14 protein-coding genes and 1 other RNA gene are annotated in these 15,476 nt (G+C 41.9%); 12 read left to right on the top strand and 3 right to left on the bottom strand.

From position 1 onward, the window contains the following. Positions 1-71 precede the first annotated feature (71 nt). Both J4N43_RS10950 and J4N43_RS10945 read left to right on the top strand, forming a co-directional pair. Positions 72-536 (top strand): Lrp/AsnC family transcriptional regulator, encoded by a 465-nt coding sequence (locus tag J4N43_RS10950; protein ID WP_025998626.1) that lies wholly within the window; start codon positions 72-74, stop codon positions 534-536. A 457-nt stretch (positions 537-993) separates the two neighbouring features. Beyond that, a complete protein-coding gene (locus J4N43_RS10945; protein ID WP_053349421.1) occupies positions 994-4,035 on the top strand; it encodes a hypothetical protein in 3,042 nt (1,013 codons plus the stop codon). Between the two features lie 68 nt (positions 4,036-4,103). On the opposite strand, the gene tesB is transcribed toward J4N43_RS10945, so the two are convergent. Then, positions 4,104-4,964, bottom strand: coding sequence for an acyl-CoA thioesterase II (gene tesB, locus J4N43_RS10940; protein WP_033905035.1), 861 nt, complete (start codon positions 4,962-4,964; stop codon positions 4,104-4,106). Positions 4,965-5,204: 240 nt separating this feature from the next. Here tesB and J4N43_RS10935 point away from each other — a divergent pair, with 240 nt between their 5' ends. Next, positions 5,205-5,639 (top strand): YbaY family lipoprotein, encoded by a 435-nt coding sequence (locus J4N43_RS10935; protein ID WP_005378572.1) that lies wholly within the window; start codon positions 5,205-5,207, stop codon positions 5,637-5,639. Positions 5,640-5,669: 30 nt separating this feature from the next. Here the strand turns inward: J4N43_RS10935 and J4N43_RS10930 are convergent, their stop codons facing one another. After that, entirely contained in the window at positions 5,670-5,972 is a 303-nt protein-coding gene (locus J4N43_RS10930) for a DNA base-flipping protein (RefSeq protein ID WP_033905036.1), read from the bottom strand. Between the two features lie 257 nt (positions 5,973-6,229). On the opposite strand from J4N43_RS10930, the gene J4N43_RS10925 reads away from it, so the two are divergent. The 7 genes from J4N43_RS10925 (at position 6,230) to J4N43_RS10895 (ending at position 13,017) form a co-directional block, all read left to right on the top strand. Then, positions 6,230-6,973 carry a VP0952 family biofilm-associated protein gene (locus J4N43_RS10925; protein ID WP_005389942.1) on the top strand — a complete coding sequence of 248 codons (744 nt, stop codon included), beginning with the start codon at positions 6,230-6,232 and terminating at the stop codon, positions 6,971-6,973. A gap of 152 nt (positions 6,974-7,125) precedes the next feature. Then, complete coding sequence (locus J4N43_RS10920) at positions 7,126-9,129, top strand: GGDEF domain-containing protein (RefSeq protein ID WP_151514634.1); 2,004 nt, start codon at positions 7,126-7,128, stop codon at positions 9,127-9,129. 137 nt (positions 9,130-9,266) lie between these two features. Beyond that, an RNA gene (gene ffs, locus J4N43_RS10915) (signal recognition particle sRNA small type) lies at positions 9,267-9,363 on the top strand. Positions 9,364-9,485: 122 nt separating this feature from the next. After that, entirely contained in the window at positions 9,486-10,112 is a 627-nt protein-coding gene (locus J4N43_RS10910) for a TnsA endonuclease N-terminal domain-containing protein (protein WP_169644450.1), read from the top strand. A 1-nt stretch (position 10,113) separates the two neighbouring features. Further along, complete coding sequence (locus J4N43_RS10905; protein WP_252094114.1) at positions 10,114-10,932, top strand: TnsB C-terminal domain-containing protein; 819 nt, start codon at positions 10,114-10,116, stop codon at positions 10,930-10,932. Continuing rightward, positions 10,922-12,031, top strand: a complete 1,110-nt coding sequence (locus J4N43_RS10900) for a TnsB C-terminal domain-containing protein (protein ID WP_252094113.1) — start codon at positions 10,922-10,924, stop codon at positions 12,029-12,031. The genes J4N43_RS10905 and J4N43_RS10900 overlap by 11 nt, the downstream gene beginning before the upstream one ends. 2 nt (positions 12,032-12,033) lie before the next feature. Further along, positions 12,034-13,017: a TniB family NTP-binding protein gene (locus J4N43_RS10895; RefSeq protein ID WP_038875871.1), complete on the top strand. Its 984-nt coding sequence runs from the start codon at positions 12,034-12,036 to the stop codon at positions 13,015-13,017. 19 nt (positions 13,018-13,036) lie between these two features. Here the strand turns inward: J4N43_RS10895 and J4N43_RS10890 are convergent, their stop codons facing one another. Then, entirely contained in the window at positions 13,037-13,345 is a 309-nt protein-coding gene (locus tag J4N43_RS10890) for a helix-turn-helix domain-containing protein (RefSeq protein WP_045419487.1), read from the bottom strand. A gap of 101 nt (positions 13,346-13,446) precedes the next feature. Here J4N43_RS10890 and J4N43_RS10885 point away from each other — a divergent pair, with 101 nt between their 5' ends. Both J4N43_RS10885 and J4N43_RS10880 read left to right on the top strand, forming a co-directional pair. Further along, positions 13,447-13,992: a VspR family transcription factor gene (locus J4N43_RS10885; RefSeq protein WP_049535808.1), complete on the top strand. Its 546-nt coding sequence runs from the start codon at positions 13,447-13,449 to the stop codon at positions 13,990-13,992. Further along, complete coding sequence (locus tag J4N43_RS10880) at positions 13,986-15,371, top strand: DEAD/DEAH box helicase (protein WP_169644453.1); 1,386 nt, start codon at positions 13,986-13,988, stop codon at positions 15,369-15,371. Before J4N43_RS10885 ends, J4N43_RS10880 begins: the two co-directional genes overlap by 7 nt. Positions 15,372-15,476 lie beyond the last annotated feature (105 nt).

The raw sequence follows: 15,476 nt of genomic DNA, 5'->3' as shown, positions 1-15,476 counted from the left end.
AACTTTGCTATTGTTACTCTTAATAAAGATATCTGTAGAAAAATTTTCTACATTTTATGGGTTTTATAGAAATGAGTTTAGATCGAATAGATAAGCAGCTGCTTGCTTTACTACAAACCGACAGCACCTTGTCATTAAATGACGTGGCTGAGCGAGTCAATCTTACTACAACACCATGCTGGAAGCGCTTGAAAAGGTTGGAAGAAGAGGGCTACATCGAAAAACGCGTGGCGTTGTTAAGTGCAGAAAAGCTCGAGCTATCTTTCATTGCATTTGTTCAGTTAAAAACGATTGATCATTCCGAAGGTTGGTATCACCATTTTGTTACAACTGTGAGTGACTTTCCTGAGGTAATGGAGTTTTATCGTATGGCTGGCGAGTATGACTACATGATGAAAGTACTAGTCAAAGATATGAAGTGTTTTGACGAATTCTATAAGCGGTTAGTTAATAGTGTAAAAGGGCTATCTAATGTGACTTCAACATTTGCTATGGAGTCCATTAAATACACAACAGAGTTACCAATCCTAAAATAACTCGCCCTATAAGAATTCTATCTAATGTTAATTCTACCTTTTAGTATTTTAAATGTTAAAAGGTAGTTTGATTATGCTTTTAAAACTATTTCCTACCAGATATTTTATAAATATAAACGATATTTATTCTCTCTTCTATTTTTCATTAACCATTTGTTTTTACAGTCCATTAATCCTATATATCATAATGAAAGAAAAAATAACGAAATTTTTTCTCTTTCTTTTTCATGTTTTATTTTATTGAATATTAATTTTTACTAAATTAATGGAAGAGTTTGATTTAAACGTTTGCTTTTTGTGTTTTCATGTAATTTGGTCGCTATTTTTGAGTATTTGTTTTTAGGATTAATACAGTAGCAATTACTTAATTAATAAAGTACTCAAAAATGGGGATAGTGATTAATAAAACATCGTATTATTATCGCTCCATCTTGTATGTAACAAAGTATTACTAAAAATGAACAGAAATTACTATTTGCTTTTTCTCGCAGCTTTACTCGCTGGCTGTGGCGGTGGGGGAGACTCTAAGCCGAACAATACGAAGACACCAACTACGGTAACAAAGCAGAACCGTCCGCAATTAAAAGTGGAAGACACGGTATTGAAGTTTGAAGGAGTGGGAACGGTTACTGAAGCAAAACTGAGCAATGTACATGGGTCGGTTTCTTACCAAGTCATTGATTCTAATCCGCAAAATGTCGTGAAAATTAATGACTCAGGAATACTACAAATTCTGCGCCCAGGAACGGCGACTATTCTTGCTACAGATAGTAGCTCTGCTTATGAATCTTCTGAAGCAAGATTTTCTGTGACTGTAGAGCGAGGCATCAATACTGAACTTTCAGTGAGTGATCTGAATTTCAATGCGATTGAGTCAGAAGGAAAAGCGTTGATCGTCCGTGGCCAAAAAGGCGAACTGAGTTATGAGGTAGAAAGTGGTCATAACTTGATTCGTGTTGATGAGAACGGTTCGGTATATTCATTAGGTTCAGTTGGTCAGGCATCGGTGCTGATTACTGATTCAGGTAACGACTTTTACTTGCCGAAACAAGTTCGCGCTACGGTTAAACTGCATGCAGTAGCTCCGGGGCAATTACAGTTCGCTTTGCTTGAAGACGAGTATCGAGAAGGGTTGACGTTAGAACCAGTGCGTCTAGATAAAGCTCAAACGCAACGTATTTCTTACAAAATCATAAATAGCGTACCAGACAGCAAGGTGGCCGAGTTGCTAGACCCTGAAACGGGTTTGCTTCTTGTTCATAATGTTGGGCAATTAACGGTTGAAGCGACTGCAACTTACAGCGACGCGTTTCTAGATAAACAGCAAACAGCGCAATTTTTTGTGGATATAAAACAAGGTAAGCGTCAAGAAATCAGGGCAGCGGATATCGTCACAACTTATGAGGAAGGTGGACGAATTTTCCCTAAGGTGACGAACGCCTACGGTGACTATGAGCTGAGAATCATTCGTGGTGAAGACGTTGTTGCTAAAACTGAAAATGGTGAAGCATTACTGATCAAAGGTGTTGGTGCTGCTGAAGTGGAAATTTACGAGCATGACATGCGTAATTATCCTGCAAGCAAAACTCGTTTTGATCTTGAAGTTAATCGCGCGCCTCATCCCGTTATAAAAGACATTGAAATGCCGCTTACCTATCAACCAAATCTTTCAATCCCTCTGGCGTTTAAAGGGCAAAAAGGTAACGTAAATCTAGTTAGCAGCTTACCTAATGGCTTACGAATGACTGACGGCAAGTTGGAGGTAGTGACTGCGGGTGAGTACGACCTTAAGTTTGAAGACGATGGTGGGGAGTTCTACCAACCTATTCAATTTAATGTCGTCATTAAAGTTGCAAAGGCTGAAGGCCAACCCATGGCAACGCACGATTATGACGTTGTATACAGCAACAAATACAGTTTTGATCTTCACCGTGATTTTGGTTTGAGTGCTGACGAGCAAATTGAGATTGTAGATAACACCGCACCAGATGTTGTCGGTGGTTTTAGTGAAGGACGTCTCCATGTGTATAAAGCGGGTAAAGCGACGCTAACTGTGCGCAGAAAAGAGAGCGCGAATTATACTGTTGGTCCTGATCAAAAAGTCTACGTGACAATTTTGAGTGCGCCGAGCCGAATTGAAGTTCAATCCGATGTGGAAGAGATTTGGAAGGTTGGCCAAACATTTGTTGCGCCGAAAATCTCTGGTACGGTTGGGGAAGTTACGTACCGATTTGCAGACAACGCAGCAACAGATGTAGTTTCCTTAAACAGCCAAACGGGTGCCATGCAAATTCTTAACGCGGGTAGCACAAAAATTATTGTTTCGGATGCGGGGGACGACAAAGTGGATCCGGGTGAAAGTAGTTTCTCGGTCACGATTAAACAAGGCACAAACCCTGTATCGGTTACTTACCCAACGGTAGAATTCTCCGTTGGTAGTGTTATCTCACCAGTGATGAGTGGTGGGACTGCGAAGGCAAGTTACCGTCTTATTAACCAAAAAGACCCTGTGGTCGAGCTAGTTTCTCCTGATACAGGGCGTTTGAAAATCCTGCATGCAGGCACGTACCAATTAGAGGTTACCCTTACTGGGCGCAACTACAAAGCTAAAACAATCGTCGTAAATGGCACTATTAACAAAGCGAATCACCCTGGTTTAAGTGCTTCTACAATGAAGGTGGAATTTGAACCATTTAAAAAGGTTAAGCTAGACTTTGGTACACCAATAGGAAACCGCAGCTATCAAATATCTAGCTCAACAATTAAAGGAGTCGCTTCATTAGATGTTGATAAGGAAGAGCTGACGTTACTTGACCTCCCACCAGTAAAAAGACGTTGGATTTCTCTCGACGTTTCGGAAGGAGAATCTCGAGATTACAAAGCGTTGGAAAGTAAGAAAGTCCAGCTGTATCTAAGCTTTGCAGATGAAGGTGTTGCGGATCAATATACATTGCTTGAAACTGAACAAACAGTATTGTTTAGCACGCTAAATGCACGTGAGTTTTCTAACTTAGAAGAAAGTGAGTTTGGTTTGATGAACGTTCGTTCAGTGCGTGAGCCAACGGACGAAGAATTGAAATTATACGGCAAAGGTAAGATTGCACTACTTGCATTCAAGCCGGTGGGTAACGATGACCAAACTCTAATAAAAGGAGCGTGGGTACACTTAGCTCGATTTGATGGATGTGCATCAGAGCTGTTCGAAGATGATCTCAAGCCTTTTGAAGCAATTGACTATGATGACCCAGGGTACTGCACCAACGGCAGCACGATTCGTATGACTCGGTTCTTAATAATTGATGACTCGAAGATGGAAAAGGTAGAGTATGAGTTAGTAGCACCTGTGATTACTTACCGTCGTGGGGTTCGTGAATTTTTAGCAACGAATAAAGGTGGATTCTATGCCGACCCAAATGTCATTTACGGGAAAGGCGAATATGGTTACCCGAAATCACTTTACGAATGGTCGGTTGTTAACATGAAGTATCAACCAAATTAATCATCGTTTGATACCCATTAAAAAAGGAGTGCGGAACAGCACTCCTTTTTTCGTGTAACGAACACGAGCTATTTCGTGTAGCGCATCACCCCTTCTTGCACGGCGGTCGCCACTAAGTGACCTTGCTGGTTGTATATTTCGCCTCGGACCAACCCACGAGTATTGCTCGCCGTTGGGCTCTCTATCGCATATAGAAGCCATTCATCCATCTTAAACGTACGATGGAACCAGATAGAGTGGTCAATGGTGGCCACTTGAAAGTTAGGCGTCATTAATGAGACTTCATGTGGATGCATTGCTGTCACAAGGAATCCCCAATCGGATGCGTAGGCCAGAAGGTACTGGTGAATTAGCTGATTCTCTGGCATTTCACCATTAGCACGAATCCAAAGGTACTGTTTGGGTTCTGCTTTTTTGGGCTTCAAAGGGTTGATAACCGTAACGGGGCGAGTTTCGATTGGCTTTTCCCCGCAAAATGTTTTGCGTAAGCGTTTGGGTAGAAATTCTGCAATATGGCTTGCGAGCTCACTCTCTGAGGCAAAGTTTTCTGGACCAGGGATATCTGGCATTTCTTTTTGATGATCAAACCCAGGTTGATCGCCATGGTAGGATGCGGTTAGGTAAAAAATAGGGCGTCCATTTTGAATTGCTTTTACGCGTCTAGTGCTAAAGCTACGGCCATCTCTCAGATTTTCTACGTCATAAATAATAGGTTTTTCTGGATCGCCAGGGTACAAAAAATAGCTATGGAAGGAGTGTACCGTGCGTGTTTCTTCAACGGTGTAGCGCGCAGCAGAAAGTGCTTGCCCAATTACTTGACCGCCATAAACTTGAGGCAAACCTAGGTTTTCACTTTGGCCACGAAACAAGCCTTCTTCTAATTTTTCGAGTTGTAGTAGGCTGAGCAATTCTCGTAGTGGTTTACTCATTGTGTCTCCTCACCGTTGTCTTTCATTCCAAGTTACCTCAACAGCCTCACTCTTGTGAAGTGGCATAGTTAAGAACTATTGAGTAACTTAGAAATAGTATTGTTCCAATTATGAAACAAAATCAATTGTTTGATAAATTCTAACTCAGTCAAACTATTGTCAAATAAAATGACAGGAAGCAGACAGTTTTATATTCCACACCTATAATTGCTTCGGTTTAATGCTCTTTTCGAGGAATATATGAAAAAAACACTACTACTTGTTACTTCTCTACTCTTTGGGGCTGCGTTAGTGGGTTGCCAAACTTCTCAAAATACAGAAATGGAATCTACAGAGGCGTCAATGAAGACGATTACAGGTACAGTGGCTTATCGCGAGCGGATTGCCTTGCCACCAAACGCAGTGGTTACTATTGCGTTAGAAGATGTGTCCTTGGCGGATGCGCCAGCAAAAGTGTTGGCGAAACAGACATTCGAAACAGAAGGTAAGCAAGTTCCTCTTTCTTTTGAGTTGAGTTACGACAGCAATGAAATCAAACCAAACCATCGTTACAGCGTTCGTGCTCGCATTGAGGTAGATGGAAAGCTGCGTTTTATCAGCGACACACATAACGGTGTTATTACAGATGAAGCACAAACTCACCAATTAGATATTCGTCTAGTTGGAACACGTTAATACGACGTACTGAGAACAAAAAATGGCAGCTTAAGGCTGCCATTTGTATTTTTTAAGTGAAGTTTTGCCAACTTCCGAGACTTCAATCCCTTCTGCTTCTAATTTCTTTTTTTGTCGCTCTAAGTCTCTGCCTTTTAAAGATATTTTTCCTTGGCTATTTACCACTCTAAACCAGGGGAGTTTGCTGTCTTCTGGTAGGTTACCCAGTGCTTTACCAACATGTCTCGCATAGCCCGGATAACCGGCCATTTTTGCAATTTCCCCATAGGTGGAGACTTTTCCTTTTGGAATTTGGTGAATTACAGCAAAGATTTGCGCTAAAAATTGGTCCATACTCAAAAGTGTCTATTTTGGATTACTAAGGAATGGTAAACCATTGGACTTGTATATTGCTAACGGTTCTTAACCCTTGTGTTGTCAGCGACTCACTTTGAAGAATTACATTTTCTGTTCTTTAGTGTCGTTGGTTGATGAGCCTTAAACAGCATGAAGCAAACGCAAGCTAAGCTTGAATCTAGACCCTCTCAACGACTTTCAATCCCAGTTTTTGCCGTTGAGTTACCAAGTAGGTGGGGAAGCCAGGAGGCGCTATGATTTTATCGACACTTCAATTTTTCGTTACGACCTTACTCGCTGTTGTCTGCGTTCGGGCGATGAGTTTGAGCGAGGGTGACATTCCCGTTCTTGCACTTATGATCCCCGCGCTGTGGGTTCTGCCACAAGGTGGGTTCGCTGGCTTAGTATTACTGGGCGCGATGATGGCTTTTGGTGCGACACTCTCAATGCAGCCAATTGCTTTGTCGGTTGGTGTTTTGATCCTTTTCCCACTTTTAATGGTGGTATTTTCTCGTAGAAGCTCTTTAGGTGTGTTGCTCACCGCTGGTCTTATTGTACTTACACTGCAAGTTGGTCTTATGGTCACACAGCAAGGCGGTAAGCTGGATGGTTCTGCTTGGGTTACAGTGGTTCAAACCATTGCGGTTATGGCGATGTGGTGGTCGGCTGCGCATTGGACGCCATCCAATAAACACAGCTGGTGGCCGTTGTTTTTGTTGCTCCCATTGTGGATTGCAGGCCTACCGTACGCCGTTCTTATGGCGTTAAGTTTGACGGGAATGTTAGCGTCAATGGAAGCACTTGCGAAGCTTCAACATACCATTCGTTGGAGCAAATTATTATGTTGGACATTGCCGACTGTGGGTTTTGCCGCTTTAGTCGTCAGCCCGACCACGGATGTGCCAAACCCTGTTTTCGTGGTTTGGATCTGTTTGTTAGGGACGGCTTGGATGACTGACTATATTTTACGTAGTAGCGATGAACAGGCTGAATTATGAGTTTTTAGTCAGGTAAAAAGTGACATGTGCGGCAGAGTATCGAATTGGTTGTGGAACAAAATGGAGATTAGTATATGTTCTTCATTTCATATTTACTACACTTCCAATAATAATAACCACAATATAAGTGGTTGATTTAAGATAAGTTTGTCATGACAACTTTTGCTCGAACACTGTTGCTTTTTGCATGTTGCCTCTTGAGTTTGAATGTAAAAGCCGAAGCCCCTTTAATTGCTCATTATAAAGTCGCGACTGAAGCGGATGATGTCGTCACTCGTGTTCTTTTCAATGCTGCTTCAAAGGAGTTTGGCTTTACCGTTCAATACGTGAACTACTCCAGCTTTGATGCCATTCTAAATTCAGTAGCGAATGGGGAAGCGGACTTTGCTGCGAATATCACTTACACACAAGAACGTGCTCAACGTTTTAGTTATTCCCGCCCAACAAATATCGAATATACCTACCTCTTTGGCTTAAAAGATTCGACGTTGAGTGATATTTCGCGTGTTGGCGTCCCCAAAGATACAGTTTATGCCCAATTACTTAAACAACACTACCCTGGTCTAGAACAGATCTCTTATCAAGGTCATGAACAAGCAGTAACACTGCTACGTTCAGGTGCTGTGGACGGCGTTGTCGATGCCATTAACCAGCTCAAGCCGATGCTGATGGAGGGGTTTGACGCCAAGATGCTCAATGATCAGATTTCGATAAAGCCCGTATCCATCATCAGTAAAAAAGATCATCATCTTGAGGAGTTGGACACGTTCGCTACGTTTATTCACGGGGAAGCGGTGCAAAAGCAGCTTCGCGAAGAAATTTCCCAGTATCAATTTGAATTAAGGCGAGCAGCGTTGCGTGATTCTATTCGTTTATTGCCCCTTGATTTTAATGAACCAATACGGATTAAGCTCGAATCTATCTTTCCATATGTTGTATACAACGCAGATGGTAGTGTCGAAGGGATGACGGCTGATGTAGTCCTGAGAAGCTGTGAGATCTTGGCTTTAAACTGCTTGATCATTAGTGAGCCTGGTGAAAGCTGGGGTTCTATGTACCATGAGTTTATCCAAGGTAATTTCGAAATTTTGGCGCCGTTAACGGTCAGCCGTGAGCGGCGCGCATTTAGCTACTTTCCAAAGCCCCATTACGCGCCAGCATCGGTGATGGTCAAGCGTTTAGGTTACAAACCGAGCACATACTCTCATGTTTCACAGTTGATATCTGAGCGGATTGGCGTAGTTAAGGATGACTTTTTCGATCAAATGATGACGCAACTGTTACCGCTAAAAGAACTCAAACGTTATCGTACCCAACAAGAGCTCATTCAGGGGCTACTAAATGAAGAAGTCGATTACATTCCGATGGATACGGCGATGCTCAATCATTTTTTACGTCTCAGTGAATTGGTTCCGATAGAGCAGGATACCGCTATTGGCGAGTTTTATGAGTCACAACTCTCTGTTGGATTGGTCGCGAATGAAAAAGGAGCCATGCTTGCGCCTTTCTTCAGTCGAGCGATAGCGATGTTAGAAGTTGATAAGATCATTGCTCAGTACGATGTACGTCCAGATTGGCGTACCGCACTTGAATATGAGATTCGATTAGCGACGCAAACACAAGCTGTGTTTATCTTTGTATTATTGTTTGCTATTTGTGTTTCGCTTTATCTTTACCGTCAATCGAACACTGACAACTTAACAGGGTTAAGGAATCGTCGTGCGTTGCAAGTAAAGTATCGAAAAGGAGTAAACAAAGATCTATCCATACTTTACTTAGACATTAATCATTTCAAACGAATCAATGACACTTATGGGCATCGCGCTGGGGACGAAGTTTTACAACTACTGGCGCTAAAAATTCATTATGTCTGGTCGGGAAGATGTTATCGAATTGGAGGGGATGAGTTCATATTGCTGGGTTATCCTACGCAAGCCGAGTTAACTAGAGCAATGAGAGAGCTCAGTAGAATAGACGTGAAAGGCAAATTATGTAGTGATTTGGAGTCTATAAGTATCTCTATTGGTTTCTCTGCAAAAAGGGAACGGCACATGAGCTTAGAGCAAGCGATGCATTTGGCTGATGAAGACATGTACATGAGTAAGCAGTCCTCACGGCACGACTCCTCTTATCGTGACTGTACGGTTTCATCATAAAGGAATGAATTGATCGAGTTTTGTCCAAACGGTAATGAAATGATGAAATTCAAGGTTTTTGCTCTTGCATTATGAGAGCTGATACTGAATAATCGCCCCATCGATTGAGGCAAGACCTCTCGAAAAGAATTATGGGGCTCTGGTCCTCTCGCAACAATAGCTCGTGAACTCGGTCAGGTCCGGAAGGAAGCAGCCGCAGCGTGTGACTTGTGTGCCGGGATGTGGCTGGGGTCCCACCCTTTGAAAGTGTCGTTAAAACGATAACCTGTCCCAATAAAACCATAATCTGTCCTTTTAAAATCCATAAAGTGTCCTAAGCTTACTTTGGTTGTTTTTTTACAACAAAAGGGACGCATATGTATATCCGTAATCTTCGCAAACCGTCACCTAATAAGAACATCTTTAAGTTCTCGAGTCTAAAAAACCGAGACGCTGTTATGTGTGAGGGTAGTTTGGAGAAAGACTGTTGCTATCATTTCGAGTATGATCCAGATGTAGTTCGGTACGAATCTCAGCCAGAGGGTTTCTACTATGACTTCAATGGAAAGAAGCGCCCTTACACACCCGATTTTCTAGTTACCTACCACGACGGCACCTTCGAATATATCGAAGTTAAGCCACACAAGAAGACATTATCAAAAACATTTAAACAAGAATTTTCTGCTCGTAAAGAGGCCGCCAACCGAAGAGGGGTTAGTCTTGTTTTAGTGACTGACAAGCAAATTAGAGATGGGTACTTTCTCAAGAATACTGAGCTTGTGCACCGCTATAGTGGGTGTATCGCAGGCGATGAGCTTGCAATAAAAGTATATTCCTATCTGATCGCACAGAACACTATGAAAATTAGTGATCTAGCAGACTCAATCGGAGAGTCTGTTGGTCGGGTGTTCGCTTCTGTTTTAAGACTTATTGCAGTAGGAAAAGCTGATGTTGATTTAGACATCGCTCAGTTGAGTGAAAGTACAACTGTTTCGGTGAGATGAAATGGTAGGCCGATTCCATGACGAGTTTGAGCCTGAGTACGACGAAGATTCTGATCTAAAGCATGAGTTTTTGCCCGCAGCTCAGACAGAACGTCTAAAGTACTCGAGATTACAGTCAACACAAATCATTGAGCGAGACCTCTCTTCTTATCCAGAGGAACAGAAGAACAAAGCTCTAGAAAGGTACAAATTGTTGTGCTTAGTTGCGAATGAACTTAATGGAGGTTGGACCTCTAAAAACCTTACTCCTCTAATTGAAAAACACTTCGACAAAACACGCCTTACCAAAAAACCAAGCTATAAATCACTGCAACGTTGGCATAATTCGTTTGTCGACTCGGATGGAAGTTTTACTAGCTTAGTCGATAAAAACCACCTCAAAGGTAACAGAGATGCCAGAGTTGTTGGTGATGAAAAATATTATGATGAAGCCCTGAAGATGTTTTTAGACGCAAGGCGACAGTCGATTCGCGCAGCACACGCCTTCTACTGCGATAGGATAACCGTAGCTAATGAGGCCATTGTCGCCGGAAGAATCCCGAAAGTCTCATATGAAGCATTTAAGAAGCGTATTCGTAAAGAAGAGCCATACAGCGTCGCGCTAGCTCGCCATGGTAAATACTACGCAGATAAGCTCTTTAACTATTACCAATCTGTAGAAATGCCGACTCGAATTTTGGAGCGAGTCGAAATGGATCACACCCCGTTGGATTTAATTTTATTGCATGATGATCTAATGGTCCCATTAGGTAGAGCGCATTTGACACTACTCGTGGATGTTTTTAGTGGGTGCATAATAGGCTTTCATCTTGGCTTTTAAGGCTCCTAGTTATGTGTCGGCATCGAGAGCCGTTATTCATGCGACAAAAAGTAAGAGCTACATTTCTGAAATGCCTATTTCATTCAACAATGAGTGGCTTTGCGAAGGGAAAATCGAGAACTTGGTAGTCGATAACGGCGCGGAGTTTTGGTCAAAAAGCTGGGAGGATGCATGTTTGGAGGTCGGGATAAATGTCGTTTATAACAAGGTTCGGAAACCATGGTTAAAGCCATTTGTTGAGCGTAAGTTTGGTGAAATTGTTCAAGGGATTGTCGGTTGGGTGCCGGGTAAAACATTCTCCAACGTGCTGGAAAAAGAAGACTATAAGCCAGAAAAAGATGCAGTTATGCGCTTTAGTACCTTTGTAGAGGAGTTTCACCGTTGGATAGTAGACGTGCACAATGCTAATGCTGATAGTCGTTATAAAAGAATACCAAACCTTTATTGGAAACAAAGCTATGACGCTTTATCACCACTAAAACTCTTACCCGAGCAAGAGCAAGCATTTAGGGTAGTTATGGGGATTCTTCAGTATAGAAAACTGACAGATAAAGGCATTAAGTTCATGCACTTAGAATATGACTGTGTGGCGCTGTCTGATTATCGAAAAACATACCCCCAAACAAACGAGTCTTCAAAAAAGAAAATAAAAGTAGATCCAGATGATTTATCCGCTATTTATGTTTACCTCGATGAACTTCAAGGGTACGTGAAGGTTCCGAGTAAGGACCCAATGGGTTACACCGTCAGATTGAGCGTTTGCGAACATGAAAAGATTTTGGCGGCTCATAGAACCTATATAAAGGGGGAAATGGATGTGCTGTCATTAGCAAAAGCTCGACTTGCACTGCATGACCGAATCGAATCAGAACAAGCAGACTTAATGCAGTTAACTCAAACTGAGCGAAAACGAAAGGCGAAATCTACCAAGAAAGTTGCAGAAATATCGAGTGTTAATAGCGACACCCCTCATTCCAAACTAAGTGACAGAACAGCTAAACCAAACAAAAAGGTCGCAGAGTCAGAAAAAAGCTCGGATAGAACACCGCTAGAGAGCTTCAGAGCTAAATGGGACGAGCGCAGAAATCTAAGGAAATAGTTGTGACAGCAGCGAGAAGGAATTTAAATAGAGACGAAGTTTTAGCAAACTATCATGACTCATTTTCAATTTACCCAGAGGTTGAAAAAGTTCTCTCTGGACTCGAATGGATAATTAAACGCAGGAAGTTTGGCACTTTTGCGCCATCGATGCTTCTGACAGCAGGCACCGGTGCAGGTAAAACCGCCACTATTAATCACTTTATCGAGAAAAACTTATCAAGGAATGAAGTCCTTATTACTCGTGTAAGACCCTCGTTACTTGAGACTTTACTATGGATGGCCAAAGAGCTTGGCGCTTACAGAAATAGCAGAGCTAAGCCTTCAGAGATTGGATTAACGGATTGTGTGATTGAGACATCGAAAAGAGTTGGGCTTAAGTTATTAGTGATTGAGGAGTGTCAAGAGTTGTTTGAACGAACCAGTCATAACCAGAGGCAGGATATTAGAGATCGCCTCAAAATGATTAGTGATGAGTGTCATTTGCCGATAGTGTTTGTAGGACTTCATAGTGCCGGACTAATTTTAGAGGACTCTCAGTGGAACAGGCGAATTATGGTTCGACGCACACTCCCTTACATTAAGATCACAGATGAGTCCGCAATTGATAACTATTTAGATGTTTTACAAGCTCTGGAAAAGACGGTGCCTTTACCATTCAAGGTGCCGTTGACCGACGTCGATTTCGCAATGAGACTGTTATCAGCAAGCAAAGGTATACTTGGTGAAATTAAAGAGTTAATTGCAGCCGCACTAGACGTCGCTTTGGCGAAAAATAAGGACTATATTGGTGAGGAAGACTTTGCTGCTGTTTACGAGAAAATTAACGATCCGAATGATATAAATCCTTTCACTGTGCAGATAGATGCTCTAACCATAGAGCAAATAGCTTCTTATGAAAATTATGTAACTGATGCCGAGACTGGTGAACTTCGTTTTGTAAAGCAGGTTTTTAGCAAACTATCGATACAGCAACTTATTGGTTAGTGAAGCACCTTACTCAGAGTTAACTAGATGGTGTCAGTTTTTCTAGCAACACCGCCTTCTCTTCATCACTCATCTTATCAATGGCACACGCCAGTTCAGCACTCAATTCGTTCCTACAGAAAAAATAGTTCAAGGGAACATCTAACTCTTCAGCCATACGTTCGAGTGTACCAATATCTGGTACGTGTCTACCTTTCTCATAATGGTTCATTCGCCCACTAGCAGAACTTGGTTCCATGCCGATTTTCACCCCTAAATCTTTTTGGGTGATCTTGGCTTTTTTACGCGCAGCTTTGAGCCTCGCTGGGATGGGGTTGTCTTTCTGCACTTACACATTTCTTTTCAACCTTTAGATAACTTAGATTGTCTAAGTTTTACTGATTTTTGTATACTTAGCAATCCTAAGTTTTTATTGCGTGCAAGAGTCAAATGAAGAAAGTAACCAGAATTAACCCTGATATGTTTAACCTATTGATTGAAAAAGGGATGGATGATTTCTCTGTTATAGAAGCTAGGGATGCTTTGTTAAATAGTACTTCAACCTTTACGAGCAGTGACGAAGCTCGAAAGTATGTTTATAAGCAACTTCTATCACTTGAGGAGAAAGGCTGGCTTTCTGTCATTGGGACTCGCAGAGGCAAGCGTTACCATCAAACTAATGAATTTAAAGCGCTTACAATTGAGCCTCGAGCAGCTAGAAATAAGAAAGCTAAAGTTGATTCAATAACTGTTCAAACTCCGGAGTTCTCTCTAAATGCACTAGAACAAGAGAAAAAACAACATGAAGGTGAGTTAGCGATTACTCTGGGCGAGATTGAGGAATACCAATCTTTGTTAACGCGTTTTCCAAACAACAAGCATGATATGGAACCGTTATTCAATGCAGCGAGAGAGCGATCAGCTAAGCTATTGGGCAAAATCAATGCACTAACCAACTGGATGCAAGTAGCCCAAAGCAAGGCTTCCCAATGTTAAGAACATGGCAAGCTGAGTGCGTAGAGCTGGCTATCAATAAGTTTTCATCAAATCGACGCCCACATTTTTTCTGTCAAGCCACTCCTGGTGCTGGTAAAACCGTTATGGCAGCAGAGGTTGCTAAGCGTCTTTTTCAAGAAGGTATGATTGACTTAGTTCTCTGTTTCTCACCATCACTTTCGGTCGCTGAAGGGATGAAAAAGACCTTTTCATGGAAACTGGAATGTTCCTTTAATGGAGGCCTGGGCTCTTTAGGTGGGTCTTATACCTATCAATCCATCCGTTTTTTAGGTGAAAACTTCTGGAACACCGTCAGTAAATATCGGGTACTAGTCGTATTTGATGAGATCCACCATTGCTCGTTTGATGATGAGGGTAGGTCAAATTCATGGGGGTTAGAAATTGTCAGTAAGATCCAAGGTTTTGCCCGTTACACATTAGCGCTGTCGGGTACTCCTTGGCGCTCTGATCGGTTACCGATAGTTATGGCCGAGTATTCCGACCCTGATGGTATGCTCATTTGTGATTATCAATATGGCTTGCAACAGGCAGTTGTTGATGGGGTATGTCGCCAACCTAAAATTGCCTTGATAGACAACGAGCATTTGAGTATCCAGACTGGTAATAGTAATCAGCATTTTGCTTCCATTTTGGAATGCCTTAAAGAATCCGATGTTTCTTATCAAAGCGTCATTCACAATGAAGACGCTATGAACTACATATTGAATAGTGGTTGCCAAAAGCTAGCCCAAATAAGGCAAGAGTCCCCAAATGCAGGTGGTTTAGTCGTCGCTGCTTCTATCAAGCACGCTAAACATATTCAAAAGCGACTGATTGAGCGCTTTCATCAATCAGCATGCATCGTGACTTATCATCATGATAATCCGTTAAATGAAATTGAGTCTTTTCGTCACTCGAATGTTCAGTGGATAGTCAGTGTTGGAATGATCAGTGAAGGCACGGATATCCCTCGGTTGCAGGTTTGCTGCCATATGAGTTCGGTCAAAACGGAACTTTACTTTAGGCAAGTCCTTGGAAGGATATTGAGAGTTAATGATTCACCCAACCAAGAAGCATGGTTGTATACCTTCGCTGAAGAAAGTTTGGTCAAGTTCGCAGAGCGTGTAGAAGAAGATATTCCAGAATCTTGTACGTTTCTTGAAATTGAAAGGTCAGAAATTCCAACTTGCGTAAACTCCTCTTTTGAAGAGAAGTGCATTACCTCTGAACCACGAACAAATGATTTTCTACAAATTGAGTGGGCTACAGATACTTTTATAGAAAAAGCGAATAGAGATTTTTTAGCGATTGAAGAATCAGAACGCATAAAGCTTGGGGCTTTTCGAGAACGGGTGATAGCAGCCTTTGATTATGTTTAACCTCCCAAGTCTGCAATTTGTGATCGAATTACTTGTTAACCACACTATTGTTGCGTTCTTATTCTTCAATCATATGAACTTTGTTATATAATCCATCGCAATTCA

The sequence above is a fragment of the Vibrio sp. SCSIO 43009 genome, assembly GCF_023716525.1.
GTDB classification, from domain to species: Bacteria; Pseudomonadota; Gammaproteobacteria; order Enterobacterales; family Vibrionaceae; genus Vibrio; species Vibrio alginolyticus.
Note: the sequence above shows the minus strand (reverse complement) of the source record. Positions and strands in the feature narration are given on the sequence as shown.

What these genes read in the sequence shown, in the direction of transcription:
- J4N43_RS10950 (WP_025998626.1), top strand. Translation starts at nt 72, where the DNA reads ATGAGTTTAGATCGAATAGATAAGCAGCTGCTTGCTTTACTACAAACC.
- J4N43_RS10945 (WP_053349421.1), top strand. Translation starts at nt 994, where the DNA reads ATGAACAGAAATTACTATTTGCTTTTTCTCGCAGCTTTACTCGCTGGC.
- tesB (WP_033905035.1), bottom strand. Translation starts at nt 4,964, where the DNA reads ATGAGTAAACCACTACGAGAATTGCTCAGCCTACTACAACTCGAAAAA.
- J4N43_RS10935 (WP_005378572.1), top strand. Translation starts at nt 5,205, where the DNA reads ATGAAAAAAACACTACTACTTGTTACTTCTCTACTCTTTGGGGCTGCG.
- J4N43_RS10930 (WP_033905036.1), bottom strand. Translation starts at nt 5,972, where the DNA reads ATGGACCAATTTTTAGCGCAAATCTTTGCTGTAATTCACCAAATTCCA.
- J4N43_RS10925 (WP_005389942.1), top strand. Translation starts at nt 6,230, where the DNA reads ATGATTTTATCGACACTTCAATTTTTCGTTACGACCTTACTCGCTGTT.
- J4N43_RS10920 (WP_151514634.1), top strand. Translation starts at nt 7,126, where the DNA reads ATGACAACTTTTGCTCGAACACTGTTGCTTTTTGCATGTTGCCTCTTG.
- J4N43_RS10910 (WP_169644450.1), top strand. Translation starts at nt 9,486, where the DNA reads ATGTATATCCGTAATCTTCGCAAACCGTCACCTAATAAGAACATCTTT.
- J4N43_RS10905 (WP_252094114.1), top strand. Translation starts at nt 10,114, where the DNA reads ATGGTAGGCCGATTCCATGACGAGTTTGAGCCTGAGTACGACGAAGAT.
- J4N43_RS10885 (WP_049535808.1), top strand. Translation starts at nt 13,447, where the DNA reads ATGAAGAAAGTAACCAGAATTAACCCTGATATGTTTAACCTATTGATT.
- J4N43_RS10880 (WP_169644453.1), top strand. Translation starts at nt 13,986, where the DNA reads ATGTTAAGAACATGGCAAGCTGAGTGCGTAGAGCTGGCTATCAATAAG.